We start from the raw sequence: 24,541 nt of genomic DNA, 5'->3' as shown, positions 1-24,541 counted from the left end.
CTCTCTCTGATCAGGCGCTCTGATCGGTGTTGCGGCGGGCCTTGCCCGCCGCTTTTTTATGTCCTGGTGGGGCGGTGTCGATTTCGGCGGTTACCGGGCGACCGGCAAGGTGAGGTGATATCTTGTGCTTGATGCGGGTAAACAGACTGGCGAACCTCGACTGGGGGGAGGCTGAAATGACGAACCACATTCGAGCCACCATTATGCCGACCTTGCGCTATCGCCATGCTGCCGAGGCGATCGACTGGTTGTGCGAGGCGTTCGGCTTCGAGCGGCATCGGGTCGTGGAAGACGATGCCGGCGGCATCGCCCACGCCCAACTGACCCTCGGTAACGGCATGGTCATGCTGGGATCGGCGCGGGAAGGAGAATTCGACCGCTGGCAGGTGCCGATGCCGGCACGAGAGGCGCCGGTGACGCAGAGCCCCTATGTCATCGTCGACGATGTCGATGCTCACCATCGCCAGGCCGCAGCGATGGGCGCGACAGTACTGATGCCGCCCGAGGACCAGCCCTATGGCGGTCGCTTGTACAGCTGTCGGGACCTCGAGGGGCACCTATGGAATTTCGGCAGCTACGATCCCTGGCGTACGGACTGACTCGCCGCCGCGCACGCTACCCGACCGGCCTCTCGTCGGCCGGATAGCGACGCCTTGCGACAGGCCTCAGGCGATGCTGTCCACCACACCGCCGTCCACCCGCAGGGCGGCGCCGCTGGTGGCCGAGGCCTGGGGCGAGGCGGCGTAGACCACCATGTTGGCCACTTCCTCGACGCTGGCGGCCCGCTGGATGATCGAGCTGGGTCGTTGGGCCATCACGAAGTCCCGTGCAGTGTCTTCCATCGACTTGCCGCTTTCCTTTTGCTGCTCGGCAAGCATCTCCTGGACGCCCTCGGAGAGCGTCGGCCCCGGCAGTATCGCGTTGACCGTGACGCCGGTGCCGGCCAGACGCTTGGCCAGGCCCCGAGACAGCGACAGATAGGCGGTCTTGGTCACGCCGTAGTGGATCATGTCCTCGGGAATGTTAAGCGCCGATTCCGACGACAGAAAGAGGATGCGCCCCCAGCCCCGTTCGACCATGCCGCCGGCATAGGCCCGCGACAGGCGCACGCCGGACATGACATTGACATCGAAGAACCGCTGCCATTCATCGTCCGGCGTGTCGAAGAAGTCCTGAGGGCCGAAGATGCCGACGTTGTTGACCAGGATATCGGCCTCGGGCTCGGCGGTGAGCATGGCCTCGCAGCCATCGGCACCGCCGAGGTCGGCGGCCACGCCGCGCGCATCGGCATTCGGCACCTGCTGGCGCAGGCGGTCCAGGGCATCGTTGACGGCGTACTGCTTGCGCCCATTCACTACCACCGTGGCCCCGCTTTCGGCCAGACCCTTGGCGATGGCGAAGCCGATGCCGCCGGTGGAGCCAGTGACGATGGCCGTCTTGCCGGTCAGATCAATCTGCATGGAAGCCTCCTGAGGTTCCACCATGTACCATGAAGGATGATAGATAGCACTCTAACAAATATCCCGGTTTCATGGCGACAGGATCGTGACGACGGAAGAGAGGCGCCAGGAGGTACCGAGGAATCGCAGATCGTGTCACAAAAGTGGCATGATGGGGCTTCCAGGCAATACGTTCGAGCGATTCAAGGAAGAAACGCCTCATGACTGTCACGCTGTCACGATCTCGCGAGGTCTCCGACGAGCTCACCATGGTGCCACTGGACCGCCATCATGCCTCGGCGCTTTTCGACGCCGTCGATGCCAACCGGCCCATGCTGCACAAGTGGCTGCCCTGGGTGGAGGCCACCCGATCGGTCGACGATAGCCGCGCCTTCATCGACTCGGCGATGCAGGAGTGGCAGGCAGGTACTGCCATGCATTTCGCCATTCTGTGGCGCGGCGATCTGGTGGGTGCCTGCGGATTCAATCGAATCGTGGCGCGTCGGCGCTCGGCGGCGCTGGGCTATTGGTTGGCTCATGACGCCACCGGCCACGGCATCGTGACGGCTTGCGTACGCGAGTTGCTGGAACTCGGCTTTGGCGAGCTGCGGCTGCATCGCATCGAGTTGCATTGCGGCGAGCACAACGCGAAGAGCCGTGCCGTGGCCGAGCGACTGGGGTTCACTGAGGAAGGGCGCTTGCGAGAGTGCGAGTGGCTCGGCGAGCAACCCGTGACGCACCGGGTATACGGCATGCTGGCGCCTGAATGGGAGGCGAGGTGAGGGCGTGACCGAGGAGGCATCTATCGTCATGCGACGGGCGAGATCGGAGGATGCCGCCGGCATCGCCCATGTGCATGTCCGGTCATGGCAGATAGCCTATCGCGATATGCTATCGCGGGATTATCTGGAGCGCTTGTCTGTCGCGCAACGACAGCGCCAGTGGCAGGCCAGGTTGAAGCATGACGAGACTCGGGTGATGGTGGCCGAGAGTGACGGACGGGTGATCGGCTTCTGCGCCTGGGGCTCCTGTCGCGACACCGAAGCCGTGCCATGCCAGATCGAGGTGTATAGCTTCTATCTGGATCCGGCTTATTGGTCTCGCGGGGTCGGTCGGCGACTTTGGCAGCATGCCTTGGCAGAAATACGTCAAGGTTCATCCACTCGCATTAGCCTATGGGTGCTGACCGCCAATCAGCGAGCGTTGCGGTTCTATCGTTCGCTGGGTTTCGAGTGCGATTCAGGGTCCAGGACGTCCTTTGAGTTGGGGGGAGTCACCTTGGGCGAGGAGCGCTGGGTCGGTACTCCCAAGGGATTATGGCGAGCGCTATGTCCAGCGTGACCAAGACATCGCAAGCTGGGTATGAAAAAGCTGGAGGATGAAAAGTTCGGGGGACCAGTGGAGAAAATCCTGATCAGTGCGTGCCTGTTGGGCCAGCCGGTTCGCTATGATGGTCGTGCCAAGACACAGGAGAGCGACCTCCTGGCGTGCTGGCGCGAGCAAGGACGGCTGGTCACGGTATGCCCCGAGGTGCAGGCCGGGCTCGCCACGCCTCGTGCGCCGGCCGAGATCCAGGCGGGAGATGGTCACGATGTTCTCGAGGGTAGCGCTCGCGTCATCACCCGTGATCGCGAGGATGTCACGCCGGCCTTTCTGCATGGCGCCGAGCTGGCATTGGCGCTCTGTCAGCGCCATCGAATCCGTTATGCCATCCTCACCGAGGCCAGTCCCTCCTGTGGCAGCCAGCGTATCTATGATGGTGATTTCGCGGGGCATACGGTAGCTGGTATGGGCGTGACCTCGGCGCTGCTGACGCGGCATGGCGTGAAGGTCTTCAGCCAGCATGAGCTCGGGCGGGTGGCGGCGTTGTTGTGACGGGGCCTGCGCGAAGCGGCCCGAGACCGTGGCTGTGTCGAGCGTGAGATGGCGACGAGGGGCCGTTCCTCGGACTACCGGGCCTGTTCGTCGACCTGGAAGAGCCCGAAGGTATTGCCCTCGGGGTCGAGGAAGTACCCTTGCCAGCAGGTGTCGGGAACGGCGAAGACCGGCAGAGCGACCCGGCCGCCGAGGGCGGCAATGCGCTCGGTACTGGCATGGATGTCGTCGACCTCGAAGGAGCAGGTGAAAGCATTGGTGCCGCATCCATCCGGTGGCGTGGCGGCGGGGCGTTGCAGCAGGCCGCCTTGCATGCCTTTGGCGTCGATACGCCAGTATGCCACTGGTAACCCTTCGACTCGGGTGAATGTCCAGCCGAAGAGCTCGCTATAGAAGTGGCGGGCACGATCGGGCATCTCGGCCTGGATCTCGAAGTAGAGATGGGCGTTCATGGACGTTTCCTCCTGATGGTACGGGGCATGGTCTGATGCGTGTCTGGCGGGGCTTGCGAGCCATTGGCGGCGCGAGAGCCGGTAAACGAAGCAGTCGTCGTCGCCGAAGCGCCGCTGTTCCAGGAAACGAAAGCCCAGGCGCTCGTAGAAGCGCTGGGCGCGACGATTCGCGGCGAGCGGGTCGATCAACACGGCCGTGACATCCTCGGCGGCGAAACAGCGCTCCAGTGCCTGGCGCATCATGCGACGGCCGTATCCTTTGCCGAGATCCTGCGTCTCGCCGATCCAGATATCGATGGCGCGCAGTCCGGCCGATACCGCCCCCCAGTAGTGGCTGTCTTCCTGCGCGGGGTCGATGATCTGGAGAAAGCCGATGGGGCGGCCGCCGAGCTCGGCGATCAACTGTTCCCGCCAGGGCGGCGTACGCAGCAGCTCCGTCTCCCAGCCCCAGTCATCGTTGGGCGAGGCCGCCACGACATGGGGCTGGGTATCCCAGTGACGCAGTCGTGGCACATCGTCCGGTGTGGCCGGGCGCAGGGTGAGCGGGGCGGACGTGTCGGCGGTCATGGCATTCGGGTCACTTCCACTTGATATTGCAGCCCATGGAAGGCTTCTGTGTCTCGCTGGGCGCCTGGTCGGCCAGTACGGCATCGGCGGCCTCGCGGAGGTCGCGTCCGGTCACCGGTGTATCGTGGCTCGGACGGCTGTCATCGAACTGGCCGCGATAGGCGAGCCTGTGTCGGCGATCGAACAGGAAGAAGTCCGGGGTGCAGGCCGCATCGAAGGCTCGTGCCACGTCCTGGGTCTCGTCGACCAGATAGGGAAAGGTATAGCCGCGTGCGCGGGCTTCCTCCACCATGCGTTCGGGACGATCCTCGGGATGGGCCTGGAAGTCGTTGCTGTTGATACCGACCACCGCCAGGCCCCGTGCCTGGTACTCACGGGCGAAGTCGGCAAGGGCGTCGGCCAGGTGCTTCACGAAGGGGCAGTGGTTGCACATGAAGATGACCAGCAGTGGCTGGTTGGGATAGCCCTCGCTGCCTACCAGGTGACCTTCCGCATCGGGCAGCCGAAAGGTGGGCAAGGGGCTTTGCAGTTCGGTCATCCGGGAAGGTGTCAGGGGCATGCTGGCTGGTTCCTCGTCGTCGAGATGTGGGTTTCAGCCTAACAGAAGGGGGCTGAACGCGCCGGTGCCGAGGCAGACAGCCAATGGGCGGGACGCTAGTATCGGAAGAGAGATTCCCCTGCTTTCTCGTTCACCTTTCAGGAGCGTTGCGTGATGGAACTCCTCCAGGCCTTTCTCACCGTGACAGTGGTTCATCTACTGGCCGCCGCCTCGCCGGGACCGGATTTCGTGATGGTCTCCCAGCAGTCCCTGGTGCACGGCCGACGCGCCGGACTCCTGTGCAGTCTGGGCATTGCGCTGGGGTTGTCGGTGCATATCGTCTATTCGTCCATTGGCATGGCGTCATTGATGAGCCAGTCCAGTGGCTTGCTGTGGGTCATCAAGTATCTGGCAGCGGCCTATCTGATCTATCTCGGCATCAAGGGGTTGCGCAGTCGGGCGGCTTCTTCGACATCCGAGGCGCCGGGGGAGGTGCTGCGGCGATCCGCGTGGAAGCTGGTGTCGATGGGCTTTCTGTGCAATGCCATCAATCCCAAGGCGCCGCTCTATTTCCTTTCGGTGTTCAGCCTGGTGCTCACGCCCGACATGCCGCCACTGCAGTTGGCCGCCCTCGGTCTGTGGATGATGCTGCTGCAGTTCGGTTGGTTCTCGAGCGTGGCGTTGCTGCTTTCCTGGCCGGCGGTCAAGCGCCGTTTCCTGCGCATCGGCCATTGGGTCGACCGGGTGCTCGGCATGGTGATGCTGGGGTTCGGTCTTCGGTTGTTGTTCAGTCGTACGAATTGAGTGCCAGAGCGCATCGCACTGATGTTCAGGCCGGCGGGTAGCCGAGCGCCTCGCGCAGGCGTTCGGCATGGCGGGCGACCCAGTCGGGGTCGATGGGCCCCCAGTCGCGAATCACGTAGTGGCCGATGTTGTGACGCTCGCCGGGGACAGGCTCGAACTCGCAATGGATGTCCAGTTCGGCCAGTGCCGACAAGGTGTCCTGGGCGGTGCGTCGGGGCATGCCCGTGGCGGCGATGATCGCCGGTACGCTGTCGGTACCGGCGGCGACCAGGTGGGCTACATAGAGGCGACGATAGAAGCTCGACTGGGTCTTGCTGAGTGTGGTCATGGTGGTGCCGCGTTCGGTGAATGTCTCGCCATGCTACCGAAACCAGCCTTTCATCGCGCCGGTGATCTGGCGCATTTCCTCGGGGGAGGTGATGTAGGCGGGCATGGTGTACAGCCAGCGGCCGAAGGAACGTAGCCAGACACCCTGCTGCCTGGCGAAGTCCGCCGCGCCCTCGAGCGAGTCGGCGTCGTGAACCTCGATCGCCGCCGTGGCGCCCAGCACGCGAACATCGGCCACGGCTGGATGGGCGCGTAGCGCCGCGTCGTCCAGCAGTTCCGTGCGCAGTATGTCATTGAGGGTCGCGATACGCCCCAGGTAGTCGTCTTCCTCGAAGACCGCCAGACTCTCCAGGGCGACCCGGCAGGCCAGGGGATTGCCCATGAAGGTCGGGCCATGCATGAAGGCATGCAGCTCGCTGTCGCCGATGAAGGTGTCGTGCACGCGGTCGGTGGCCAGGGTGGCGGCGTGGCCGAGATAGCCGCCGGTCAGCCCTTTGGAAAGTACCATGATGTCCGGCGTGATATCGGCGTGCTCGGCGGCGAACATGTGTCCCGTGCGGCCGAAGCCGGTGGCGACCTCGTCGAGGATCAACAGGACATCGAATTCGTCGCAGAGCCGACGGGCCCCGCGCAGGTAGGCAGGCGAGGTCATGTTGAGACCACCGGCCGCCTGCAGCAGCGGCTCCATGAGCAGAGCGGCGATCTCGTGATGATGCGCTTCCAGCACCGCGCGCAGGGCGTCGAGATCCGCCTGCACGGCATCCTCCTCGGCATCGAACGAGGCGGTGGGCGCCGGCGCGAAGTGATGCTTCGGCAGAAAGCCAGCGAACAGCGAGTGCATGCCTTCCTCGGGGTCGCAGACCGCCATGCAGCCAGCGGTGTCACCATGGTAGGCCTTCATCAGGGACAGCATGCGATGCTTGTCGGGCTGGCCGCGCAGGTACTGGTACTGCACGGCCATCTTCATGGCGACCTCCATGCCCACCGAGCCACTGTCCGAATAGAAGACGTGGTTGAGCCCTTCCGGGGTAATGCGCACCAGTTCCCGTGCCAGCCGATCGGCGGGTTCATGGGTCAGCCCGCCTAGCATCACGTGGCACAGTTCATCGGCCTGTTGCTGGATGGCGCGCACCAGTCGGGGATGGCGATAGCCATGGATCATGCACCACCAGGAGCAGGTGGCATCCAGCAACGACTCGCCGCTTTCCAGGGTGAAGCGCGGCCCCTCGCCGCCGACCACCTTGGGGGCGGGGGACTGGCTCTTGAGATGGGCATAGGGATGCCAGACGGGGGAGGGATTCCTGGTGGAAGTGGGATTCCGGGGGGAAGCGCTCATCGGGTCTCCGGGCAGCCATGCGAATGTGCTTCGCACTCTACATGTAAACCCATATTTTTTTAAGAGTTGACATGCTGGCGGCCTGGTACCGATCGAATGGGGTCAGTCGGCAATCAGGGCGGCAGTGTCGAACTTGTTGCGCTTGCGAGAGAGAAGGGTGCGGAACTTGCGCATGTTGTCGTCGGCATAGAGGACGCTGTCGCAGAAGCGATCGTAGGCATCCATGTCGGGGACCACGACGATCAGCACGAAGTCGCACTCCCCGGTGACCTGGTAGCACTGCTTGACCTCCGGGGCAGCGATGGCTCGCTGAAGGAAGCGCTGGTAGAGAGGCTTGTGGTCCCGTTCCATCGTGACTTCCACCACCATGTGCAGGCAGGGCTTCATGGCCTCGGGGCTCAACAGCGCGACCTGGCGCTCTATGATGCCGCTTTCCCGCAATCGCTTGACGCGTTTCAGGCAGGCCGAGGGCGAGAGTCCCACCTCGTCGGCCAGTGTCTGGTTGGTGAGGTCGGCATCGCGTTGCAGGCGGTCGAGAATGCGGCGATCGAGATTATCCAATGACATAATATGCGAAAAACAAGAGATAATTCGACATAATATATGTCGTAAATGCCGTATTTAAAAGAAGATTCTGCACGCTGCGGGCTAGGATGGTCCCTGTTCATTCTGGCATGGAGCCCGTCATGTATGTCCGTCGTTGTGCCAGTGTCGGCTGGCAGCTCTTGCGTGATGCGTTTTTCGTCTATGTGACCCTGCTCAAGGTACTGATACCGGCATTGCTGGTCGTCAAGGGCCTGGAGTGGCTCGGTGCCATCGAGTGGCTCGGCGAGATGTTGTCCCCGCTGATGGGTTGGCTGGGGTTGCCCGACGCCATGGGCGTGGTGTGGGCGGCGACTCTCCTGACCAATATCTTCACGGGGCTCGTGGTGTTCTTCGAGGTCGCCGGCGACATGTCGCTGAGCGTGGCACAGGTCACGGTGCTCGGCGCTCTGATGCTGGTAGGTCACTCCTTGCCCGTCGAGGGCGCTGTGGCCAAGCGTGCCGGCGTGCCCTGGTGGGTCACCATGGTGCTGCGCCTGGGAGGTGCCCTGATGCTGGGTGGCATTCTGCACTGGGTCTATGCCATGGGCGGGCTACTTCAGGAAACCGCCGAGATCGCCTGGCGTCCGGCGCCGCTACCTGAGGGAGCCTTGGCCTGGGGCATGGCGCAGTTGCGCACCCTCTCGATGATCTACCCGATCATCCTCGGCCTGATGGTGCTGCTGGCGGTGCTACGGCATCTGGGGCTCGAGCGGTTGATTCATCTCGCTCTGGCGCCCCTGCTGCGTGTGCTTGGCATTGGCCGGTCGGCGGCCAATATCACCGTGATCGGTTTCACGCTGGGGCTGAGTTACGGGGCGGGCCTGCTGATTCGCGATGTCGATGCCGGCGGCATGACCCGACGCGACAGTTTCCTGGCGCTCTGCTTCCTGGGACTCTGCCATAGCGTCATCGAGGATACCTTGTTGATCCTGCTGCTGGGGGCAGACCTGACCGGCGTGTTGTGGGCGCGATGGCTCTTCGCCTGCCTGATCATTGCCATACTGTCCCGGTGGCCTGATGGCTGGCGCCCAGAGCGATGGAAAAGAGCGTGCGCTTGATCGAGCGACGCTTGGCGCTGCCGGCATGGAGGAAGAGGTCCCCGGGACGGGACGTGCCTGTCATCTAACGTAGCGCGTCACCTTTGCCCGGGGAGGCCTGGCGGGCGGCCATTTTTTAGCTGGTGGCTTCGTGGGCCGGAGCCAGGGGATCGCCTGTCACTGCGATATCGGTCGTGTGTTGCTGTTTTGCCTGCAGCTTGAGGCGGGCCTTGGTCATGGCGGCGCTGCTGCCTTCGGCCACGAGATCGGAGGAGACATCTGCCACTGGCGCATGACCTTGGATCTTCTGGTCTTCTGTCTGGCTGGCAGTGGACAGCGGCTCGTTCAATTGCTTGGTGAGCGCTGGTGCCTGGCCAGCCTGGGCGGCGAGCGGAAGAGCGGCGATCAACAGTGCTGAGAACATCGGCTTGAATTTCATGGTGTATCTCCTGTGTTTCGGCGTGTCTCGAGAGGCCTTCCTCTCAATAATTAGTATGCTAATAGATTTCTTAGGCCGAACAAAAGAGACATAAAATCCATATACGATTCGATATTTTCGAAAAATATAGGGGGGCGCCAACCTCAGGATCGAGATGGATGGCGCCGAGGTCAGGCTGGCGGAGAGGGGAGCACCCAAGAGCGCGTGCGACTAGGTGGGGCGTCATCCCGCGTACGGTTCTCAGTCATCCCAGCGGTCTTCCCAGTCGTCGTGTCGGTCCTCCCACTCGTCGTGCCTGTCTTCCCAGCGTTCACGGAGTCGTTCGCGACGCTCTTGCGCCCGTTCGCGGGCTTCTTCGCGACGCTCGCGTTCACGTTCCCAGCGTTCTTCCTCCCATTCCCTGCGACGTTCCCAGCGATCCTCGTCATCGTCTCTGTCATATCTGCGCTCATAGCGGCCGTCGTCGATGATGATGGCGGGTACCGAGCCGATACGTGCTGGCTGATAGGCACAACCCGTCAGGATGGACAGGGCGATGACGGTAGGCAGCAGGAAGATGGGACGCATGATCACTCCAATCGGGATAGACCCGATGGATACTAGCAAGACATCGGAGCTTTGCCCTGTGGCGTGATGGCGACACCCGGTGGCAACAAGATGACAACGTGGCGAGAGTGTCGTGCGCCCATGGACAGCGAGAGCGTCGCTCGGTAGTGCACGATGTCAGCTAGCCCTCTCGTTGCAGCTTCTCGCGTCGTGCGACTTCCGCCGGCGTGGGAGGATCCATGGCATGGTCCTCGGTTTTCACCGCACCGTCGCGCTCATATCGCGAGATCACGATCCCGTTGGGGGAGACACGGTTGGCGGTCAGCTTGAAGGCCGTCGCCCGTGCGCCATCGTTAAACAGTTTCTTGCCGCTTCCGAGCACGATCGGGAAAGTGAACATGTTGAGCTCGTCGACGAGATCGTTGGCGAGCAACGTTCGAATCAAGTCGGTACTGCCCTGCGTGACCAGTGCCGGTCCGTCTTCCTGCTTCAGCCTGTCGACATCCAGCGCCGCATCACGCAGGGCCACCGAGCCCTTCCAGGTCAGGTTCAGGCCCTTTCGGGTTGCTACGTACTTGGTGGTCGAATTGAACGCCTTGGCCACGGAATCGTCCGGGCCTCCCTCCGCGTATGGCCAGTGCGCCGCAAAGATCTCGTAGGTCTTACGGCCGAGCAGAAGGTCGAAGGGCTGATCGAACAGCCTGTCGACCTCTTCACCGAAGACCTCGTCAATCAACGGCATGACCCAGCCGCCGTAGTGGAATCCACCGGTCGGGTCTTCCTGAGGCCCGCCGGGCGCCTGCATGACGCCATCCAGTGACACGAAGGCGCCGACAATGACGTTTCTCATGAGCTCGTTCCTCTGGTTTGTCTTCTCGTATCCAGTCGTCGAACGAGACATCGCCAGATCGACAACAATTCCGCCCTGGCGGTGTTCGGCATCATGGCTGCTGTGTTGGGTATCGATATCAACCGCGTTGGCAAAAAGCCACTGGTGGCCAAGGAGGGAATCACAGCTCGTGCATGGATGCGATCAAGACACGACGGGTGGGTAAGTGATGCCCGCCTGTAACGGGGCACCCTGGAAAGCTATCCTCCGACAAAGGACATGGCTTGGTCAGCCACCATACCGCAGGCTTTTTCACCGACCTGGTCACCAAGTGAGGCTAAATTGAACGATTGCTTGTCTCCTTGAAGGACGCCACCCAAACCTTGCTGGTAGTCGCTATCATCTGTGGGTTCAGATGAAACGCCGAGTTGCTCCATTACCTGATTTTTTGCGACATCGGCGGTGCTACCAAGATAACCGTTCTCTTGGCAGTAGCTGATCACGCCTGTCAGGTTGGTCAAGCTTGCAGGGTTGAAAGAGCCGCTCGATAGGGAGCTCAACAGGCTTGTTCCCCCTTCACCCCCACCGCCAGACATCATGTCAGTGGCCTTGTCTTTCATGCTGTCAAGAGACTGAGCGTGAGCTTGCCCAATAGACATGAGGCCGAATAGCCCAGCAATGGTGAGGGCCTTCAATCGAGTTTTCATATAGTCGTCTCCATACGAATAAAGAGTGGCCACCGAAACGGGAAGCCATAGGCAGCCACTTCTGTGACCAGCCACCTGTAACAGTGTTCCTGGCTTTTCTCTTGTATTGGTGAGCGCCTCATTCTGACCACGTAGTTTCAACACAGTCCTGAGCAGGGCGCTTAACCCATGCGGTGGATCGGCAGGAAGAGCGCTGATTGCCCAAAAGATGGGGTTCGAAGAGGTTGCTCTACTGATGCCTGAAGTACCTGCCTGGGCACCATACCTTAGTCCGCCCTTGCACAGGACGCCGTATAAGCCATAGTTCCTTATTCAGGCAGTGTGCCGAGAGGACGTCTGGCAAAGCGGAAAACATACTCCATAGCTTCAGGCAGAGTGTCTTCCCAAACACTCCATTCATGATCGCCGTCAACGATGCGCAGCTCCACTTGATTTGGTTGGTGCTCTCTGAGAATCTGATACAGCTCAGTGGCATGGTAAGCAATATCGAAGGTGTCATGGTCTCCGGAGTTAATGTAAAGTGGCACGATCTCCTCTCCATCCATATAGTCGTCGATATAGGACGTGTAGTTGAGATCTTTCCATAACTCCTTGGAGAAATTGCTCTCTTCATCTAGGTAGGCAGGGTGGCGCCAGGCAGACGAATGTTCCGGGGGAAGGGGTGTGTAAACGGCCGGACTTAAGGCAGCGCCTGCAGCAAACATCTCAGGGTGCTGAAAGACGAAGTTGATAGTACCGTATCCGCCTGCTGAAAGCCCACCGATGACACGTCCTTCCCGATCGTTGATGACTGGCCAGGTGGCTTCAACATGTGGAAGGAGGTCGTTGATAAAGGCTGTAGCGGCGGGTTCGTTATTTCCATCGACCCACCAGCTTTGGCTGCCGGGCATTACGATGAGAGCCGGAGGTATTTTCCCTTGTTCTATCAAGGTATCTGCGGTTTCTTGAAGTGAACCCTTGGAAGCCCAGTCATCCTCATTGCCGAAAGAGCCATGGAGAAGGTACATGACAGGGTAGCGCTTGTCGCTTTCGTCGAAACCATCCGGCGTGTAGAGAGTGTAGGGGTAAGAGGCGCCTAGCGTCTCCGAGTCAAACTCATAGTGGGCAATCTCACTAGCATCTACACCGGTAGATACCAAGCCGATCGCAAGCATAGCCTTGGTCGTATATCGCATTGCTGAACTCCTTGTGGTTGTTGTGGTTCATCGAACTCGCTGCCTCATCCCCTTTACGTTGGAGAGGCGCCAAGAAGGCGAAGGCTAGTCGTAACACTTTGTCGAACCTAGCCCTATGGGTACATGCGATCAAGAACAGTAATGCTAGTAGATGCATGATCCTTGGCTTGTTGCTCCCCATCTTGCCGGGCCTCCGGCGGTATGCACTGGGCCGAGGGGGCGGGCAGCCGCGGAATTCGACATTTTCAGCGTTTCAAGGTCGTCAGCAGCACCTGACGAGGACTCAAGATGGACCTGGCGATTCCGCGGCGGCTTGTTGCAGCGATCTCAATCTGGATGCGTTGGCCGAGTTGCTCGTATGGGGGAGGGCGCTGCTGCTTTGCCATGGTAATGGACGGCTTTTGGCGTGAGACAACTGGCGAATCGTGAGACAGCGGGACGGGGAGGGGGCTGATTGGGAATGGGGGAGCCGAGTGCGGTTCTACCGTTGAGCTATAACCCGGTGTCTGCCCACAGCGATAGGCGGCTGAAAAATAAGGGTATTATGGTGCGGATGGGGAGACTTGAATTTTCTAGACTTCCCCATCTTTCAATATCTTATGTGTAAATGCTGACTAGAAATTGACCACGTTAGGTGAACATCTCCACGGCGCGCATACCGATGTCCGGTGACGAATTGGGTACCCACTTGGCGTAGGTGCGCGCAGTGAACACGACGTCGCGGTGGCCCAGCTGCTTGCTGACCCAGGCAAGCGGCTCGCCGGCGGAGAGCATCATCGAGGCGAAGGTGTGGCGCGTCTGGTAGAGGGTGCGGTACCGCACGCCAGAGCGCAGCACAGCAGGGCGCCACAGCTTCTCGCGGATGTCGGCGTCGCTGCGGAATGGCTGCTGGCCGCGAGGCCAGAGAAACACGCGGCCCGAGGGGTTCAGCCTGGTGAGCCGCTTCTGGTCCTTCAATGCCTGGGCCGCCGGTGGCAACAGGCTGATGGTGCGTCGGCCAGCGCTGGTCTTTGTGTCCTCGAGGTTGCCCTTGGCGTCGCGGGTACTGGACTTTGAGACGGTGATCTCCATGCGTTTCCAGTCGATGTCGCCCCACTCCAGGGCGATATACTCGCTGGGTCGCATGCCCGTCCAGAACGCGAACTGGAAGAGGGGGCGCACCTCGTCGCGCATGGCGGAGAGGATGGCGGCCTGCTCTTCTTTGGTGAACGGATCGGGTCCACGGCTACTGGTTGGGCCATCGTTGCGGTGGTAGTGCCAGCCCTTGATGGGGTTGGTGGGAATCATGTCGTCGTGCATGGCATCGCTCAAGGCCGAGCGCAGCACGGTCAGGATGTTGCTGATCCGCTTGTTGCCGCACGTCAGTTTAGCGACCCACTCGCGTACGATCGGTCGCGTCATCTCTTCAAGCATCCGATCCCCCAACTCGGGGATAATCAGCCGCTCGATGATCGTCTCATAAGTGCGGATGGTACTGGCCTTGAGCGTCGGCCGCTTTGCATCGAGCCAGCTGCGCAGGTAGTGGTCCAGCCGATCCCCGCGCAGGAACTTGCGAGCGTTCTTGCTGCGCGGGAATGTCACCTGGTAGTCGAATTGGCCGGCCTCGATCGCGTCGATGATCGCGGCGCGGTGGCGCGCTGCTTTCTTCAGGTTAGCGGGCGTGGGCTGGAGCTTGAGGCGTTCGCGGCAGCGGACTCCCTGGTAGTAGAAGTCGATCTCGACAGTGCTGGCCGAAGCGACCCGGACCCCTTCGTAGTTGCTCCGCTTGTTACCCACCGTGCGTATCCCTCCAATGATATGAGCACCCGGCCGTCCGGGGCCTTGATGAATTCATGGCCGTTGCGCCATTTGCCGTCGCGGATCTTCGAGCGCACCGCTCCTTCGGTGTAGCCAGTCAGTTCGGCGAAGCGCTCAATCGTGACGTGATCAACGGGCAGCATTGCGATCTCCTTTTGGTAGCACCTCGGAGCGTTCCTGGCTTGGCATCTCGTGCGTGTTAATGCCAGGTTTAGGATCGTAAGAATGCACGACCTCGCCACGATGGTTGAGATCTTTGGCGCCCTTAGCGATGAGCAGGGCGGCCACCACTGCGACGGAGATCACGCCTGCGGCGTAGCCGATAGCGAATGGAATCATGATGCTTCCTCTCCCTACCGCTCGGCGGTGCGATCTAGGCGTTCGATCTCGGCGAGGATCAGGGCACCGGCTTTAACCAGGTCGTGGCGCCGGTCGCTGGGCTTCCACCACTTCTTGCTCCAGGTCGCGGGCCACATGTCGCGGAGAATAGGGTCATTGTCGATCGAGTAGATGCCAGTCACCCGGCCCCGGAACCTCTCCGGGAGGGAGGCCGCATAGGCGTAGCTCGCGGCGGCGAACCCGAGCTGACCGTTGACGTACCCATCATCACGCTCATGGCTGAATCCCTCGGTCGAGAGCTGCCGCATGCGCTCGTGATAGACGTCGACATAGGAACTGTTCGGGCCGGCAAAGATGGAATCGGCGCACAGCAGCAGCTGGGCGAACACCGTCTTGGCGCGGACGGCCACGCTGTAGATGTCGCCGTCGTCGTTTTCGCTCCGGTCGATCTCGGTGAACCCGTTGGGGTGCTCGAAGCTGAGCCGGTCGATATAGGCATTGGGATTGTTCGCGTAGGCGTCGATGGCCTCGGGAACGTCGACGACCGGATCAATAGGGGGCTCGGTCAGCTTGAGGCTGACCTCGAATCCGAAGGGCTTGAGGATCTCCTCGAGTGGCTGCTCATCGAACATCGGGTGGTCGAGTAGCTGATGACGAATCATGTGGTGTGCTCCCGTGCGTGGTGGTCAGCCCCGCCGCCGTGGTGGGCAGCGGCGGGGTGTCGGTGGGTTTGGGGTTAGCGCTTGGCGAAGTTGCCGAGCAGCAGGGTGGCGTGATCACCGAGGTGTTCGCCGAGCACCTGCTTGAACTCCTTGGCGATCTCTTCCTGGATGCCCTCGAGGCCGGTGATGCGCAGCTTGAGACGCGGCTTGCTGTCGTCGGTGAGGATCGACACGCGCAGGTCGAAGGTGCGCAGGCGCAGGCCTTCATAAGGCAGGCAGGCGAAACGGATGAACGCGGGGGTGTCCTCGCCGGCGCGGGCGTCGAGGGCATCGAGGCCGGAGCTTTGGGTGTTCCAGTCGCCTTCTTCGTGGGTACGCTCGCTGCTGGCCTTCACCTCGATGCGTCGCACCAGGGTCGCCAGTTCCTTGACGGTCAGCTCCTTGCCCGAGGTGCTCTCGCCGGTGATGTGGGCATGCCAGTCCTCGATCCAATGGGCCAACTCTTTCTGGCCGAAGGCACGCTCGTGGGCCTGCAGGCAGGCGGTATAAGGCGCGGTGCGCTGCAATTTCAAGCGGGCGCGGTGCTCGCCGTGGCCGGCGCTGTCGGCATCGCCCAGATCGAAGAATGCCTCGGCGTCCATGTCGTCGGTGTCGACGAACACGCGGGCGATGGCTTCGCCGTTGACATAGGCGGCGTAGTCCTCGATCGAGCTGGTCGAATAGGTGCCTCGAAAGCGGCTGGGGAAATCCTGATACCGCTCGAGGGATTCCAGCGAGTAGCCGTGCGGCACGAGCATGGTCGGCACGTCGGTGCCCGGGTTGCCGATCTGGCTGGCGTGGGCGAGGGCGACGATCTTTTCGAGTGCTTGAGCTTCCATGATGGTTCCTATGTGGTGTGCGGGTGGGTTATGTGGTGAGTGGAAGGGCGATTACGCGCCCTGGGTGGTGCCCTGGCCCTGCGGCTGGGCGAAATCGAACTTGCCTTGTTCCTCGGGAAACAGGCTCAACGTGCCGCCGCGACCGACATAGAGCGGGGTAGAGGTGGTGTTCTCCTCGCTCTTCTTGCCCTTGGCCGTGGGCTGGGTATAGGTCAGCTTGTGGTCGCAGTTGACCTGGCGGCTGTCGGCGATCCGTTTCAGCGAGAGCTTGATCGTCACGTCGCCGGCTTTGCCGTGCTGGACGACGCCGGCAGCGACGTCAGTCAGGGCGCGGCCCAGCTTCTCGCGGAACACGCCGGCATCGAGGTCATCGAGCAGGGCGTTGATGTCGGTGGTGGGTTGGTCTGTCATGGTGTGTGTCCTCTTCGTGGTGGTGGTTGGCCCTTTGGGCCGGTCATTCCCCGGCGGTTGCCGGTCGGGAATCGGTGAGTGGTACCGCGTCGATCAGGCGGTCGCGCAAGCGTCGGTCGCTGTCCGAGGTGGTGATCATGACCTCGTGCCGGGCGGCTGCCTGGCGGGCCTGGTGCTCGATGTAAGCGGCCAGCTGGTAGAGGCAGATAAAGCCCTGCCCCTTGTAACTGCTGTCGAGCTTCACTACAGGGAGAGGAATCTCCCCCTCGCGCAGGGCGCGCCGGAAACGTTCAGCCTTGCGATTGCGGAAATAGCGCTGCCGCACGGCCTCGATGGGAATCAGCACGTCGCCGAACTCGCGATAGAGCAGGGCGACGGTGCTGACCGGCTCGGCGTCGTCGAGCCAGGCCGGCATGCTCGTCGACTCAGGCCTGCGCATCGTTGGCGGCCTCTCGTTGGGTGACGACATCGCGACCCAGGCGGTTGGCGATATAGAGCAGTCCACGGTCGGTCACGAATGTTTTGCCGTAGGGCTTGGGTTGGCCCAGGCCAACGTGTTTGAAGGTGCGCAGCTCGACGATCAGACGGCCGGCGCTCGTGTGCTGCCGGGTGCCAAGGTTGTGGCTGTCGAGCATGCCCATCTCGCGCAGCTCGCGGCACAGGGTGGTGCGGCCGGTGCCGAGCAGGGCGGCGGCTTGTTTGAGGGTGTAGCGGGTCATTCGATGTCCTCCCATGTCGGGGTCACGGTCTCGATGACATTCAGGCGTTGGTGCCAGGCATCGCTGTAGTCCATCACCTGCATCCCATCTCCATCGCGGACGATGGCCTGGGGCTGGTCGGTCTGTGCGGCGAGATACTCCGCCTCTGCGATAGCAGCGGCTGGATCTGTAAATCGGGTCATAGGTCACCTCGCCAGCAGCTCCTGCAGGGCGCTGGTGACGCCGGATGTTATTGGCGTGCCGAGGGCCGTCATGCTCATGCCGCACCTCCCATCACCAGGTCATCCAGTCGCTCAGCGACGAGCGGGTAGAGGTCCCGGGCGCTCAAGCGTTGGTAGTGGCAGACGAGGAAGTCACCCTCGGTGATGCTGACGTGCGCCACGTCCTTGCCGATCGTGGTCGCCTCGGCGCACTCGACGTGGACCGTGATTGAGGAGAGAAAGCCCGGCAGCTGCAGTTTGCCGCCGACCTTGAGCAGACGACGCAGGGCGCGTTCCTGGGATGTGGTCATCATGCGGCACCTCCCGGCTGAGACAGTCGGGCGTGCTGGGACTTGGGGATTAGCTGGACTTTCCTGCCGGTGTCGTCGATGACGGCTTTACGGCCGGTGACGTGCTCGATGGCACGCAGGGAGATGGGTCCGAAGACCGCAGCCGGGTGCAGGTACACCCGGCAGGGGGTGGTGGTCGTGGTGTGCATTGCCATACTCCGTGGTGGGCGGGTATGGCATTAAACATCACGCAATGTGACGATGTTGTCAACCAAAACGTGAAAATCAGTCTTCGTTATGTGTCACAGAACGCCCGCATGCCACACGATTCGACCGAGTATCGCCAGTCCCTCCATTTCATCCTGGGAGACTGGTTCATCAGGGAATTGGCGCTTGTCATCGTTGTCGCTGCGGATAGTCCAACGACCGGTGAGAGATTGGATGAGACGCTTCACGCTGATCTCGCCGTTGGGGCGACGGATGGCATAGATTCCGCGAGTCACGGGATCGGTCTGGCTTTTATCGAGGAGCAGTACATCGCCATCTGCGATGGTAGGCTCCATGCTGTGGCCCTCGGCGTAAAAGGCGATAAGGTGTTGGGGTTTCAGGCCTTTCCGGTGCAGCCATTCGCGCTTGAATACTAGGCCGCCGTTTACCTCGACATGGTCGTTCAGGTGACCGTTGCCGGCGGCGGCTATCGCGGTGAGCTGGGGGATCGCAGCATACTGCTCGGGGAGCTCGCGCACTTCGTTGGGCGTGTCACCTTCGATCAGTTCGATCAACGGGACGCCTAGTATCCTCGCCATGAGGCGAAGGTCAGCCAGGCTCGGCTCTCTGAGGTCTCGCTCATAATTGCCCACCCGCGACGCTGAATCCCAGCCGCAGGCATCCGCGAAGGTATGCTGTGTGTACTTCTTAGCGCGGCGTAAGCGCGCTATTCGTTCGCCGAGGGTCTCCATGCCCGTGAAAATATCACGCTCCGTTATCTATGTTTCTCACTTTTTGGGGTGGACTTTCTCACTAAACGTGAATATCTTGGGGCTACTGACCTGAGTTCTGTGTAGGCAGGCTATGAACCGAATCGCAGACATTCGACATAAGAACGGCATCAAGCAGAAGGACCTGGCTGGCCAGCTCGGTTGGCCTTCGCCGCGCCTGAGCAACTATGAGACGGGGCTACGTACTCCCTCTCTGGATATCAGTCGCGACATTGTTCACGCCCTGCAGGTTTTGGGGGCTGACTGCACGCTTGATGACGTGTTTCCGCCGAAGCGGAACCGAAAAGGACAGGCCGCCTAAGCGGCGGCCTGTGGGTGCCGGGGATCTGCCCACCACAGACGTCTCCCCGGCGGGTGCAGAGAGGTTATGCCCACCACAGGCTCTCTCTGCGTGTGCGCACACCACATGTGGCACGCTTGGCATGATAACGCATTGGCAAGCGTGGCGCATGGCAACGATACGGGAGTAACGCCATGTCGAAACGCTGGCCCTCGTCGGTAGACCGCGCCCAGCGCGAGGTGCTACCGCTCAACCTGTCTCTCTACCATGCCGCGCGGGAGTATCCCGGCGGTGCCAAGGCTATCGCCGCCTTGTTCGGTTTGAACCCCACCACCCTGCAGCATCGTTTGAGCCCAACCCATGAGCCGCACCGGATCGACCTCGATTCACTGGAGGCGGTGCTGGGCGCTACCCAGGATGAGCGCGTCCTCGACTCTATCGGCGAGGTGGCCGGTGGTGTGATCTGGATGCGGCCGGATACCTGCCAGGCCGAAACACCGCATGACCTGATCGAGGTGATCGGGGTGCTGCACGACCAGCTGGGCGCTCTGCTGCGCAGCGTGCGCGAGACGACCCGCGACGGGATCGTCGATGAGCGCGAGCAAGCCGAGCTGCGCATGCGTGCCCGCCGCCTGATGCAGGCGGTGCTGGCACTGGAGGTCGCGGCGGTCAATGTGGGGGATGAGTACGATGGATAAAGCTGATATTGCCCAGGATTACATCGATTGGCGGATGGACCAGGCGCTGGCCGCCCGCCAGGCAGCGGCCGCCCAGGCTACCGCGCAGCAAGGTCCGACCGAGTGCGAGGACTGCGGCGAGGAAATCCCCGCCGCTCGTCGTGAACGGCTGCCGGGCGTGGCCACCTGCGTGGCGTGCCAGACGATCAGGGAGGGGCGTCGATGAGCATGGCGAGATGCTTATCCATCAGGGCTGTCAAGCTTCTTTGGCGTGACCAAAACGACCTTTTCGTTGCCATTGAGCAAGACGCGTTCTGCTCCATTAAAGCCGGGCTTGTCGGTAGGGCGGATGTAGGAGAGACGTTGTTGTGGAAGTTCGTAGCTCAGAAATCCCGACCTTTGCAGGTCGTCGCAAGCGGCGAGCACTTCATGCCAACTATGATCTTTAAAATGGGTTGCTTCAATCGGGATAGTGAACTCGAAGACGCGATGCTCCGTGACGTGATCAAGGATTTTTGTCTTCAGTTCCGTATTAGCCATGGATATACCCTCTTTTTGCTCTCGGATTATTTTCGGCTCCCTTATTTAGACAGTGGAGGATGTAATGTTGTTCGCTATGGGGTGGCTCAGAGAGGAGGTGTTTATGCATGATCCTCTGACTACAGAAGAGCTGCGCCTGGCCCTGCAGTACATCCCTGCCGATGATCGCGAGACGTGGGTCAACGTGGGCAACGCCTGCAAAACGGAATACGGCGATGATGGCTTCGCGGCCTGGGACGAGTGGAGCCAGCAGGCCAGCAGCTATAAAGTCGCCGACGCCAAGAGCGTATGGCGCAGCCTGACACCCGGACATGTGCGCCTGGGGACCATCATCAAGTTGGCGATCGACGGTGGTTGGCAGCGTGAGCGCCGCGAGATGAGTGCCGAGGATCGCCGGCGGCTGAAGGCCGAAGCGGAGGAGCGGCGCAAGGCGCGCGAGGCCGAGATCGAGGCCGATGAGGAACGCCGGGCGGCGATGCATCGGGCGGTGGGCATGGCCTGTCGGCATGTGCTGCAGCACCACTGCCGAGACCAGGGGCGCTCGCCCTACCTAGAGCACAAGCAGGTGGGGGCGCACGGCGTGTGGTTCCCGCGCTGTGTGCTGGTGATCAGCATCGATGACCGGGCTCAGATGACCAACGTGTGGGCGGGCGAGGAAGTGAAGCGTTTCTTCGACGAACTGCCCAAGCCTCGGCCGGACCATGTGTCGTTCCTGCGCATCCAGCAGAGCGACCTGGTCATTCCGCTGCGCGATGTCGAGGGCATGGTGCACTCGCTGCAGGTGATCAAGGCCAACGGCACCAAGTTGTTTCCCAAGTACGGCCGTAAGGCTGGACTATGGCACATGCTCGGCGAGCCGGAGGGTGCGCCGCTGATCGGTGTGGCCGAGGGTTATGCCACAGCGGCGAGCATTCACGCAGCGATGGGCTGGCCGGTGGCCGTGGCACTGGATGCCGGGAACCTGGCCCGAGTGGCGCCGCTGCTGCGCAATTTGTACCCGGATGCTCAACTGGTGATCTGCGGAGATGATGACCCGGAGGTGGCCAACAATCCCGGCCGACGCAAGGCCGAGCAAGTGGCTGAGGCGCTAAACGCCGTGGCGGTGTTCCCGACGACTGAGCGCACGGAGGCAGCCTGATGGATTTTAATGACCTGCATATCGCGCAAGGGCTGGACGCCGTTCGTGACAGGATCAATGCGTCTCTCCAGGCAGCCAATGATGAGGCCCTCCCCGTGGCCCCCTCCCGGGCGTGCGGTGACCAGGCTGAGGATGACCCCAGCGCGCGCTCACACCCGCCGGAGGGGGAAGGGGAGGACAATCCCTATGGCGTCCGCGTGCGGAAGGAGGACATGCTCCACCACTTCCGGCTGATCTACGGCACTGACCTGATCTGGGATGGCCAGCGGCGTAAGTTGATCCGCGTGCCTCACGTTCGCGAGGCGGTGGGTCGGGAAACCTTCAAGGAATGGCAGGACCATCCTTGGCGGATGATTGCCGAGGAGGTGGTGTTCGACCCTACTGAAACGGTCGATCCACGACTGGCGGTCAATCTGTACGATGGATTCAAGATGGAGCCGGATGCCCGGTCTCGTCAGGGCTGCGAGCGAATTCTCAACCACGTTTGGCGGTTGTGCGGATACCGGGAGGAGGAATACTTCTGGTTACTCAAGTGGATGGCCTTACCGCTGCAGCGTCCGGGCACCAAGATGGCGACGGCGGTGCTCGTGCATGGCTCGGAGGGCACTGGCAAGTCGTTGCTGTTCGAGGGCATCCTCAAGCGCATCTATGGCGAGTACGGCATCACGATCGGCCAGGCGCAGCTGGAGAGCCAGTTCACTGGCTGGCAGTCGCGCCGGTTGTTCGCCTTGGCTGAAGAGGTTGTCAGCCGGGCGGAGAAGGCCCATTACAAGGGCGTACTCAAGCACGTGGTGACCGGTGACGAGCTGCAAATCAACGAGAAGAATATGCCGCTGCGCAGCGAGCGCAACCATGTGAACTTCGTCTTCCTCTCCAACTCGACCGTACCGCTAGAGCTCGACCTGGGGGATCGGCGCTACTTCGTGTTGCACGTGGAGGATGTACCGCCCCCGGACTACTTCGAGAAGCTGGCCGAGGAGATCGACCAGGGTGGCGTCGAGTGCTTCTACCGCTACTTGCTGGATCTCGACCTGGGGGACTTCAAGGCCCACACCAAGCCGCCATTGTCGGATGCCAAGCAGCGGTTGATCGACTCGAGCCTGTCGCCGGCGCGCTTCTTCGTGCATGAGTGGCGAGCGGGTGACCTAGGGCTGCCTTACGGAGTGGTGGCGGTCTCCGACCTCTGGAAGGCCTTCCTGCGATGGTGCGAGAATACCAACGAGTTCAAGACCAAGCAGCGATGGTTCTGCGATGAAGTGGCTCGAGATCTGATGCGCGATCGACGAGACATTCGATATCCAGCGACGAACGGTGAGTTCAAGACGACTCGGCTGTTCGTGCCCCCTGAGCAGGCTGACCGGATTGGCAAGACAGGCTGGCCTGACCATGCGGCCGAGCAGGCGAGGACCTTCCGTTTCAAGCTCGAGCTGAAATCCGACGAGGGAGCTCGCCAGTGAGTCCGACAGTCAGACAGACCATCAGACGGACTTTCAGACGCAGGATTGCCGCAACCACGCGGTTTCCGACAGTCCGACGCTGATTTTCCCGGTAGCCCATGCGCGCGCGTACGCACACGACTAACCCCTTATATATTCTGTCTGACTGTCTGAAGAATGAAATAACTAGCTGATGGGACACAGGAAATTCATCAGACAGACATTCCGACAGATAGTCAGACGTTCCGACAGAGGCCCCCACCAGGCCTGGTTACCACCACGACGAGGAGCACACCACATGATTGCGAGAATGGACGAACTGCTGAAGCACTGGGCCGACCAGCACCGAGGGCAGGGCATGCGCCAGTGCTCGCCGATCGGCCGGCTGGTGGAGTTCGGTGGCATCCCGCCCCGATCCAGTGGGCCGAAGGGTAGCCGTGACCCGCTCAATCTGGGAGAGATGGACGAACTGGCGTGGCAGATCGAGCAGGCCCTCCAGCAGCTCGATGATCGCCACCAAGTGCTGGCTCATGAGCACTATCGCTGGAACGGGTACAGCGACGAGAAGGCGCGGCGGCTGGGGATCGCTCGCCGGACGTACTATGACCGGCTGGACCGCCTGCATGAAGCGTTGCAGTCGGTGCTGGGCGATCAGCTGAGGAAGCAAACCCGCGCATGAACACATCGTATTAGGGCGACCTGGAGTCGTTCTACCTGCGCATTACGGCGTTGGCATTACCACCCGCTTGTTGCCACCGCACTCGCCGCCCATCATATAGCTACCGTCAGATAGTTGCGCCTGATCGGTGAATCGATACGAAGACGACAGAAGCCCCGGCCCTCGAGCCGGGGTTTTTCGTTGGCGCCTCTGACGCACCGAGTTACTCCCGCCGTGGTGGGCGGCGCCGGCTCCGGCCGGCACTTATCTGGAGGTGTTGCATGGGCTGGGTCACTGAGGTTGCGGCGGTACCGAAAGCGGCACCGCAGGTGCATACCGTGATGATCAGTGCCGGCCATAGTGACACCGATCCCGGTGCCGTTGCCCATGGCGTGACCGAGGCGGAGATCGTCCTGGAGTTCCGCGACCTGCTGAGCCAGGCGCTGGCCCGCCAGGGCATCCGGCACCTCACCGATGGCGATGCCGGCGATAACCTGCCGTTGCGCGAGGCGGTCAAGATCGCCGCCGGCGCTGACATTGCCATCGAGTTCCACTGCAATGCCGCGACTCCGGCGGCCACCGGCACCGAGACGCTCTCGCGTCGCTCGGCGTATCCGCTGGCAGGCCGTCTCTGTGAGGTAACGGCTGCGGTCCTCGGCATTGCCAGCCGTGGCACAAAGCCGGAGGACGCCGGCCAGCACTACCGGCTGGCCTTTGTCAGCGATGGTGGCGGCATCATCCACGAGCTGTTCTTTCTCACCAACGCCGGCGATCTCCAGCAGTACATGCTGCATCGCGAGGTGTTGGCTGACCGGCTGGCTCGGGTCATCGCCGAGCACGCCCGAGACGATAAGGGATAACC

At 61.8% G+C, this 24,541-nt stretch carries 37 protein-coding genes and 1 pseudogene; 13 read left to right on the top strand and 25 right to left on the bottom strand.

The genetic code is table 11. From position 1 onward, the window contains the following. Positions 1-10: 10 nt before the first annotated feature. Positions 11-190: a hypothetical protein gene (locus HSDC_RS16630; protein WP_137055187.1), complete on the bottom strand. Its 180-nt coding sequence runs from the start codon at positions 188-190 to the stop codon at positions 11-13. On the opposite strand from HSDC_RS16630, the gene HSDC_RS04135 reads away from it, so the two are divergent. Further along, complete coding sequence (locus tag HSDC_RS04135) at positions 177-599, top strand: VOC family protein (protein ID WP_064698688.1); 423 nt, start codon at positions 177-179, stop codon at positions 597-599. The genes HSDC_RS16630 and HSDC_RS04135 overlap by 14 nt on opposite strands. 66 nt (positions 600-665) lie before the next feature. Here the strand turns inward: HSDC_RS04135 and HSDC_RS04130 are convergent, their stop codons facing one another. After that, positions 666-1,460, bottom strand: a complete 795-nt coding sequence (locus HSDC_RS04130) for an SDR family NAD(P)-dependent oxidoreductase (protein WP_064698687.1) — start codon at positions 1,458-1,460, stop codon at positions 666-668. Between the two features lie 200 nt (positions 1,461-1,660). Between HSDC_RS04130 and HSDC_RS04125 the strand changes: the two genes are divergently transcribed. From HSDC_RS04125 to HSDC_RS04115, 3 genes are read left to right on the top strand one after another with little or no spacing between them, the layout of a single operon-like run. Next, on the top strand, positions 1,661-2,221 hold the full coding sequence (locus HSDC_RS04125) for a GNAT family N-acetyltransferase (RefSeq protein ID WP_082919942.1): 561 nt from the start codon (positions 1,661-1,663) through the stop codon (positions 2,219-2,221). Positions 2,222-2,249: 28 nt separating this feature from the next. Next, positions 2,250-2,780 (top strand): GNAT family N-acetyltransferase, encoded by a 531-nt coding sequence (locus HSDC_RS04120; protein ID WP_064698686.1) that lies wholly within the window; start codon positions 2,250-2,252, stop codon positions 2,778-2,780. 57 nt (positions 2,781-2,837) lie between these two features. Then, positions 2,838-3,314, top strand: coding sequence for a 2-thiouracil desulfurase family protein (locus HSDC_RS04115; RefSeq protein WP_064698870.1), 477 nt, complete (start codon positions 2,838-2,840; stop codon positions 3,312-3,314). 74 nt (positions 3,315-3,388) lie between these two features. On the opposite strand, the gene HSDC_RS16940 is transcribed toward HSDC_RS04115, so the two are convergent. Continuing rightward, positions 3,389-4,333: a GNAT family N-acetyltransferase gene (locus HSDC_RS16940; protein WP_244534489.1), complete on the bottom strand. Its 945-nt coding sequence runs from the start codon at positions 4,331-4,333 to the stop codon at positions 3,389-3,391. 10 nt (positions 4,334-4,343) lie between these two features. Then, entirely contained in the window at positions 4,344-4,892 is a 549-nt protein-coding gene (locus HSDC_RS04105; RefSeq protein ID WP_064698685.1) for a thioredoxin family protein, read from the bottom strand. A gap of 153 nt (positions 4,893-5,045) precedes the next feature. On the opposite strand from HSDC_RS04105, the gene HSDC_RS04100 reads away from it, so the two are divergent. Next, on the top strand, positions 5,046-5,675 hold the full coding sequence (locus HSDC_RS04100; protein ID WP_064698684.1) for a LysE family translocator: 630 nt from the start codon (positions 5,046-5,048) through the stop codon (positions 5,673-5,675). A gap of 25 nt (positions 5,676-5,700) precedes the next feature. Here the strand turns inward: HSDC_RS04100 and HSDC_RS04095 are convergent, their stop codons facing one another. The 3 genes from HSDC_RS04095 to HSDC_RS04085 all read right to left on the bottom strand — a co-directional run bounded on the left by HSDC_RS04095 (position 5,701) and on the right by HSDC_RS04085 (position 7,905). Beyond that, the gene (locus HSDC_RS04095; protein WP_064698683.1) at positions 5,701-6,003 is read right to left on the bottom strand and encodes a winged helix-turn-helix domain-containing protein; all 303 of its coding nucleotides are present in this window, start codon (positions 6,001-6,003) and stop codon (positions 5,701-5,703) included. A 33-nt stretch (positions 6,004-6,036) separates the two neighbouring features. Next, the gene (gene bioA / locus HSDC_RS04090) at positions 6,037-7,338 is read right to left on the bottom strand and encodes an adenosylmethionine--8-amino-7-oxononanoate transaminase (RefSeq protein WP_064698682.1); all 1,302 of its coding nucleotides are present in this window, start codon (positions 7,336-7,338) and stop codon (positions 6,037-6,039) included. A 102-nt stretch (positions 7,339-7,440) separates the two neighbouring features. Further along, positions 7,441-7,905 carry an Lrp/AsnC family transcriptional regulator gene (locus HSDC_RS04085; RefSeq protein WP_064698681.1) on the bottom strand — a complete coding sequence of 155 codons (465 nt, stop codon included), beginning with the start codon at positions 7,903-7,905 and terminating at the stop codon, positions 7,441-7,443. Between the two features lie 119 nt (positions 7,906-8,024). Between HSDC_RS04085 and HSDC_RS04080 the strand changes: the two genes are divergently transcribed. After that, positions 8,025-8,981 carry a nucleoside recognition domain-containing protein gene (locus HSDC_RS04080; RefSeq protein ID WP_064698680.1) on the top strand — a complete coding sequence of 319 codons (957 nt, stop codon included), beginning with the start codon at positions 8,025-8,027 and terminating at the stop codon, positions 8,979-8,981. Positions 8,982-9,096: 115 nt separating this feature from the next. Here the strand turns inward: HSDC_RS04080 and HSDC_RS04075 are convergent, their stop codons facing one another. The 17 genes and pseudogenes from HSDC_RS04075 to HSDC_RS17080 form a co-directional block, all read right to left on the bottom strand. Beyond that, a complete protein-coding gene (locus HSDC_RS04075; RefSeq protein ID WP_064698679.1) occupies positions 9,097-9,399 on the bottom strand; it encodes a hypothetical protein in 303 nt (100 codons plus the stop codon). Positions 9,400-9,639: 240 nt separating this feature from the next. Continuing rightward, positions 9,640-9,966, bottom strand: coding sequence for a hypothetical protein (locus HSDC_RS04070; RefSeq protein WP_064698678.1), 327 nt, complete (start codon positions 9,964-9,966; stop codon positions 9,640-9,642). A gap of 160 nt (positions 9,967-10,126) precedes the next feature. Next, positions 10,127-10,750, bottom strand: a complete 624-nt coding sequence (locus HSDC_RS04065; RefSeq protein WP_244534490.1) for a dihydrofolate reductase family protein — start codon at positions 10,748-10,750, stop codon at positions 10,127-10,129. A gap of 284 nt (positions 10,751-11,034) precedes the next feature. Beyond that, complete coding sequence (locus HSDC_RS04060; RefSeq protein WP_064698676.1) at positions 11,035-11,481, bottom strand: DUF2501 domain-containing protein; 447 nt, start codon at positions 11,479-11,481, stop codon at positions 11,035-11,037. A 308-nt stretch (positions 11,482-11,789) separates the two neighbouring features. Further along, positions 11,790-12,656, bottom strand: coding sequence for an alpha/beta hydrolase (locus HSDC_RS04055; RefSeq protein WP_064698675.1), 867 nt, complete (start codon positions 12,654-12,656; stop codon positions 11,790-11,792). A 630-nt stretch (positions 12,657-13,286) separates the two neighbouring features. Next, on the bottom strand, positions 13,287-14,432 hold the full coding sequence (locus HSDC_RS04050; RefSeq protein ID WP_064698674.1) for a site-specific integrase: 1,146 nt from the start codon (positions 14,430-14,432) through the stop codon (positions 13,287-13,289). A gap of 150 nt (positions 14,433-14,582) precedes the next feature. Then, a complete protein-coding gene (locus HSDC_RS04045) occupies positions 14,583-14,792 on the bottom strand; it encodes a hypothetical protein (RefSeq protein ID WP_064698673.1) in 210 nt (69 codons plus the stop codon). 14 nt (positions 14,793-14,806) lie between these two features. Then, positions 14,807-15,454, bottom strand: coding sequence for a hypothetical protein (locus HSDC_RS04040; protein WP_064698672.1), 648 nt, complete (start codon positions 15,452-15,454; stop codon positions 14,807-14,809). Between the two features lie 74 nt (positions 15,455-15,528). Next, a complete protein-coding gene (locus HSDC_RS04035) occupies positions 15,529-16,332 on the bottom strand; it encodes a YfdQ family protein (RefSeq protein WP_073292212.1) in 804 nt (267 codons plus the stop codon). A 51-nt stretch (positions 16,333-16,383) separates the two neighbouring features. Beyond that, the gene (locus HSDC_RS04030) at positions 16,384-16,743 is read right to left on the bottom strand and encodes a YfdP family phage-associated protein (RefSeq protein WP_064698671.1); all 360 of its coding nucleotides are present in this window, start codon (positions 16,741-16,743) and stop codon (positions 16,384-16,386) included. 43 nt (positions 16,744-16,786) lie between these two features. After that, positions 16,787-17,158: a pyocin activator PrtN family protein gene (locus HSDC_RS04025; RefSeq protein ID WP_082919950.1), complete on the bottom strand. Its 372-nt coding sequence runs from the start codon at positions 17,156-17,158 to the stop codon at positions 16,787-16,789. A 10-nt stretch (positions 17,159-17,168) separates the two neighbouring features. After that, the gene (locus HSDC_RS04020) at positions 17,169-17,462 is read right to left on the bottom strand and encodes a phage antirepressor KilAC domain-containing protein (protein ID WP_064698670.1); all 294 of its coding nucleotides are present in this window, start codon (positions 17,460-17,462) and stop codon (positions 17,169-17,171) included. Next, positions 17,459-17,644, bottom strand: a complete 186-nt coding sequence (locus HSDC_RS16625) for a hypothetical protein (RefSeq protein WP_137055185.1) — start codon at positions 17,642-17,644, stop codon at positions 17,459-17,461. Before HSDC_RS16625 ends, HSDC_RS04020 begins: the two co-directional genes overlap by 4 nt. A gap of 74 nt (positions 17,645-17,718) precedes the next feature. Beyond that, positions 17,719-17,976: a hypothetical protein gene (locus tag HSDC_RS04015; RefSeq protein ID WP_064698669.1), complete on the bottom strand. Its 258-nt coding sequence runs from the start codon at positions 17,974-17,976 to the stop codon at positions 17,719-17,721. Then, a complete protein-coding gene (locus HSDC_RS16825; RefSeq protein WP_064698668.1) occupies positions 17,973-18,161 on the bottom strand; it encodes a hypothetical protein in 189 nt (62 codons plus the stop codon). Before HSDC_RS16825 ends, HSDC_RS04015 begins: the two co-directional genes overlap by 4 nt. A 93-nt stretch (positions 18,162-18,254) precedes the next feature. Continuing rightward, positions 18,255-18,734: a S24 family peptidase gene (locus HSDC_RS04005; RefSeq protein WP_244883828.1), complete on the bottom strand. Its 480-nt coding sequence runs from the start codon at positions 18,732-18,734 to the stop codon at positions 18,255-18,257. After that, positions 18,735-18,911 (bottom strand): annotated as a pseudogene (locus tag HSDC_RS17080) (helix-turn-helix domain-containing protein); the annotation flags it as partial. A 112-nt stretch (positions 18,912-19,023) separates the two neighbouring features. On the opposite strand from HSDC_RS17080, the gene HSDC_RS17075 reads away from it, so the two are divergent. The 3 genes from HSDC_RS17075 to HSDC_RS03990 all read left to right on the top strand — a co-directional run bounded on the left by HSDC_RS17075 (position 19,024) and on the right by HSDC_RS03990 (position 20,133). Further along, positions 19,024-19,251: a helix-turn-helix transcriptional regulator gene (locus tag HSDC_RS17075; RefSeq protein ID WP_064698666.1), complete on the top strand. Its 228-nt coding sequence runs from the start codon at positions 19,024-19,026 to the stop codon at positions 19,249-19,251. A gap of 173 nt (positions 19,252-19,424) precedes the next feature. Next, positions 19,425-19,928, top strand: coding sequence for a phage regulatory CII family protein (locus tag HSDC_RS03995; RefSeq protein WP_064698665.1), 504 nt, complete (start codon positions 19,425-19,427; stop codon positions 19,926-19,928). Further along, positions 19,921-20,133, top strand: a complete 213-nt coding sequence (locus HSDC_RS03990; RefSeq protein ID WP_064698664.1) for a TraR/DksA C4-type zinc finger protein — start codon at positions 19,921-19,923, stop codon at positions 20,131-20,133. Before HSDC_RS03995 ends, HSDC_RS03990 begins: the two co-directional genes overlap by 8 nt. Before the next feature lie 14 nt (positions 20,134-20,147). Here the strand turns inward: HSDC_RS03990 and HSDC_RS16370 are convergent, their stop codons facing one another. Continuing rightward, on the bottom strand, positions 20,148-20,447 hold the full coding sequence (locus tag HSDC_RS16370) for a hypothetical protein (protein WP_082919940.1): 300 nt from the start codon (positions 20,445-20,447) through the stop codon (positions 20,148-20,150). 103 nt (positions 20,448-20,550) lie between these two features. On the opposite strand from HSDC_RS16370, the gene HSDC_RS03980 reads away from it, so the two are divergent. The 4 genes from HSDC_RS03980 (at position 20,551) to HSDC_RS03965 (ending at position 24,539) form a co-directional block, all read left to right on the top strand. Further along, entirely contained in the window at positions 20,551-21,585 is a 1,035-nt protein-coding gene (locus HSDC_RS03980) for a PriCT-2 domain-containing protein (protein ID WP_064698662.1), read from the top strand. Further along, positions 21,585-23,042, top strand: coding sequence for a primase-helicase family protein (locus tag HSDC_RS03975; RefSeq protein ID WP_064698661.1), 1,458 nt, complete (start codon positions 21,585-21,587; stop codon positions 23,040-23,042). The genes HSDC_RS03980 and HSDC_RS03975 overlap by 1 nt, the downstream gene beginning before the upstream one ends. A gap of 277 nt (positions 23,043-23,319) precedes the next feature. Next, a complete protein-coding gene (locus HSDC_RS03970) occupies positions 23,320-23,700 on the top strand; it encodes a hypothetical protein (protein WP_137055183.1) in 381 nt (126 codons plus the stop codon). A gap of 260 nt (positions 23,701-23,960) precedes the next feature. After that, positions 23,961-24,539, top strand: a complete 579-nt coding sequence (locus HSDC_RS03965) for an N-acetylmuramoyl-L-alanine amidase (protein WP_064698659.1) — start codon at positions 23,961-23,963, stop codon at positions 24,537-24,539. The last annotated feature ends 2 nt before the right edge of the window (positions 24,540-24,541 follow it).

It is taken from the genome of Halomonas caseinilytica (assembly GCF_001662285.1).
Taxonomy (GTDB): domain Bacteria; phylum Pseudomonadota; class Gammaproteobacteria; order Pseudomonadales; family Halomonadaceae; genus Halomonas; species Halomonas caseinilytica.
The sequence above is the reverse complement of the archived record's forward strand: the minus strand, read 5'-3'. Positions and strand labels throughout refer to the sequence as shown.

Excerpts from the sequence above, each read along its gene's own strand:
- HSDC_RS04120 (WP_064698686.1), top strand. The coding sequence starts at position 2,250 with ATGCGACGGGCGAGATCGGAGGATGCCGCCGGCATCGCCCATGTGCAT.
- HSDC_RS04065 (WP_244534490.1), bottom strand. The coding sequence starts at position 10,750 with ATGCAGGCGCCCGGCGGGCCTCAGGAAGACCCGACCGGTGGATTCCAC.
- HSDC_RS04060 (WP_064698676.1), bottom strand. The coding sequence starts at position 11,481 with ATGAAAACTCGATTGAAGGCCCTCACCATTGCTGGGCTATTCGGCCTC.
- HSDC_RS17075 (WP_064698666.1), top strand. The coding sequence starts at position 19,024 with ATGAACCGAATCGCAGACATTCGACATAAGAACGGCATCAAGCAGAAG.
- HSDC_RS03975 (WP_064698661.1), top strand. The coding sequence starts at position 21,585 with ATGGATTTTAATGACCTGCATATCGCGCAAGGGCTGGACGCCGTTCGT.
- HSDC_RS03965 (WP_064698659.1), top strand. The coding sequence starts at position 23,961 with ATGGGCTGGGTCACTGAGGTTGCGGCGGTACCGAAAGCGGCACCGCAG.
- HSDC_RS04045 (WP_064698673.1), bottom strand. The coding sequence starts at position 14,792 with ATGATTCCATTCGCTATCGGCTACGCCGCAGGCGTGATCTCCGTCGCA.
- HSDC_RS04135 (WP_064698688.1), top strand. The coding sequence starts at position 177 with ATGACGAACCACATTCGAGCCACCATTATGCCGACCTTGCGCTATCGC.
- HSDC_RS04080 (WP_064698680.1), top strand. The coding sequence starts at position 8,025 with ATGTATGTCCGTCGTTGTGCCAGTGTCGGCTGGCAGCTCTTGCGTGAT.
- HSDC_RS04025 (WP_082919950.1), bottom strand. The coding sequence starts at position 17,158 with ATGCCGGCCTGGCTCGACGACGCCGAGCCGGTCAGCACCGTCGCCCTG.
- HSDC_RS03995 (WP_064698665.1), top strand. The coding sequence starts at position 19,425 with ATGTCGAAACGCTGGCCCTCGTCGGTAGACCGCGCCCAGCGCGAGGTG.
- HSDC_RS03980 (WP_064698662.1), top strand. The coding sequence starts at position 20,551 with ATGCATGATCCTCTGACTACAGAAGAGCTGCGCCTGGCCCTGCAGTAC.
- HSDC_RS16630 (WP_137055187.1), bottom strand. The coding sequence starts at position 190 with ATGTGGTTCGTCATTTCAGCCTCCCCCCAGTCGAGGTTCGCCAGTCTG.
- HSDC_RS16625 (WP_137055185.1), bottom strand. The coding sequence starts at position 17,644 with ATGACCCGATTTACAGATCCAGCCGCTGCTATCGCAGAGGCGGAGTAT.
- HSDC_RS03970 (WP_137055183.1), top strand. The coding sequence starts at position 23,320 with ATGATTGCGAGAATGGACGAACTGCTGAAGCACTGGGCCGACCAGCAC.
- HSDC_RS04130 (WP_064698687.1), bottom strand. The coding sequence starts at position 1,460 with ATGCAGATTGATCTGACCGGCAAGACGGCCATCGTCACTGGCTCCACC.
- HSDC_RS04070 (WP_064698678.1), bottom strand. The coding sequence starts at position 9,966 with ATGCGTCCCATCTTCCTGCTGCCTACCGTCATCGCCCTGTCCATCCTG.
- HSDC_RS04075 (WP_064698679.1), bottom strand. The coding sequence starts at position 9,399 with ATGAAATTCAAGCCGATGTTCTCAGCACTGTTGATCGCCGCTCTTCCG.
- HSDC_RS04055 (WP_064698675.1), bottom strand. The coding sequence starts at position 12,656 with ATGCGATATACGACCAAGGCTATGCTTGCGATCGGCTTGGTATCTACC.
- HSDC_RS16940 (WP_244534489.1), bottom strand. The coding sequence starts at position 4,333 with ATGACCGCCGACACGTCCGCCCCGCTCACCCTGCGCCCGGCCACACCG.
- HSDC_RS04030 (WP_064698671.1), bottom strand. The coding sequence starts at position 16,743 with ATGACAGACCAACCCACCACCGACATCAACGCCCTGCTCGATGACCTC.
- bioA (WP_064698682.1), bottom strand. The coding sequence starts at position 7,338 with ATGAGCGCTTCCCCCCGGAATCCCACTTCCACCAGGAATCCCTCCCCC.
- HSDC_RS04035 (WP_073292212.1), bottom strand. The coding sequence starts at position 16,332 with ATGGAAGCTCAAGCACTCGAAAAGATCGTCGCCCTCGCCCACGCCAGC.
- HSDC_RS04125 (WP_082919942.1), top strand. The coding sequence starts at position 1,661 with ATGACTGTCACGCTGTCACGATCTCGCGAGGTCTCCGACGAGCTCACC.
- HSDC_RS04095 (WP_064698683.1), bottom strand. The coding sequence starts at position 6,003 with ATGACCACACTCAGCAAGACCCAGTCGAGCTTCTATCGTCGCCTCTAT.
- HSDC_RS04040 (WP_064698672.1), bottom strand. The coding sequence starts at position 15,454 with ATGATTCGTCATCAGCTACTCGACCACCCGATGTTCGATGAGCAGCCA.
- HSDC_RS16370 (WP_082919940.1), bottom strand. The coding sequence starts at position 20,447 with ATGGCTAATACGGAACTGAAGACAAAAATCCTTGATCACGTCACGGAG.
- HSDC_RS03990 (WP_064698664.1), top strand. The coding sequence starts at position 19,921 with ATGGATAAAGCTGATATTGCCCAGGATTACATCGATTGGCGGATGGAC.
- HSDC_RS04100 (WP_064698684.1), top strand. The coding sequence starts at position 5,046 with ATGGAACTCCTCCAGGCCTTTCTCACCGTGACAGTGGTTCATCTACTG.
- HSDC_RS04105 (WP_064698685.1), bottom strand. The coding sequence starts at position 4,892 with ATGCCCCTGACACCTTCCCGGATGACCGAACTGCAAAGCCCCTTGCCC.
- HSDC_RS04085 (WP_064698681.1), bottom strand. The coding sequence starts at position 7,905 with ATGTCATTGGATAATCTCGATCGCCGCATTCTCGACCGCCTGCAACGC.
- HSDC_RS16825 (WP_064698668.1), bottom strand. The coding sequence starts at position 18,161 with ATGCACACCACGACCACCACCCCCTGCCGGGTGTACCTGCACCCGGCT.
- HSDC_RS04020 (WP_064698670.1), bottom strand. The coding sequence starts at position 17,462 with ATGACCCGCTACACCCTCAAACAAGCCGCCGCCCTGCTCGGCACCGGC.
- HSDC_RS04015 (WP_064698669.1), bottom strand. The coding sequence starts at position 17,976 with ATGATGACCACATCCCAGGAACGCGCCCTGCGTCGTCTGCTCAAGGTC.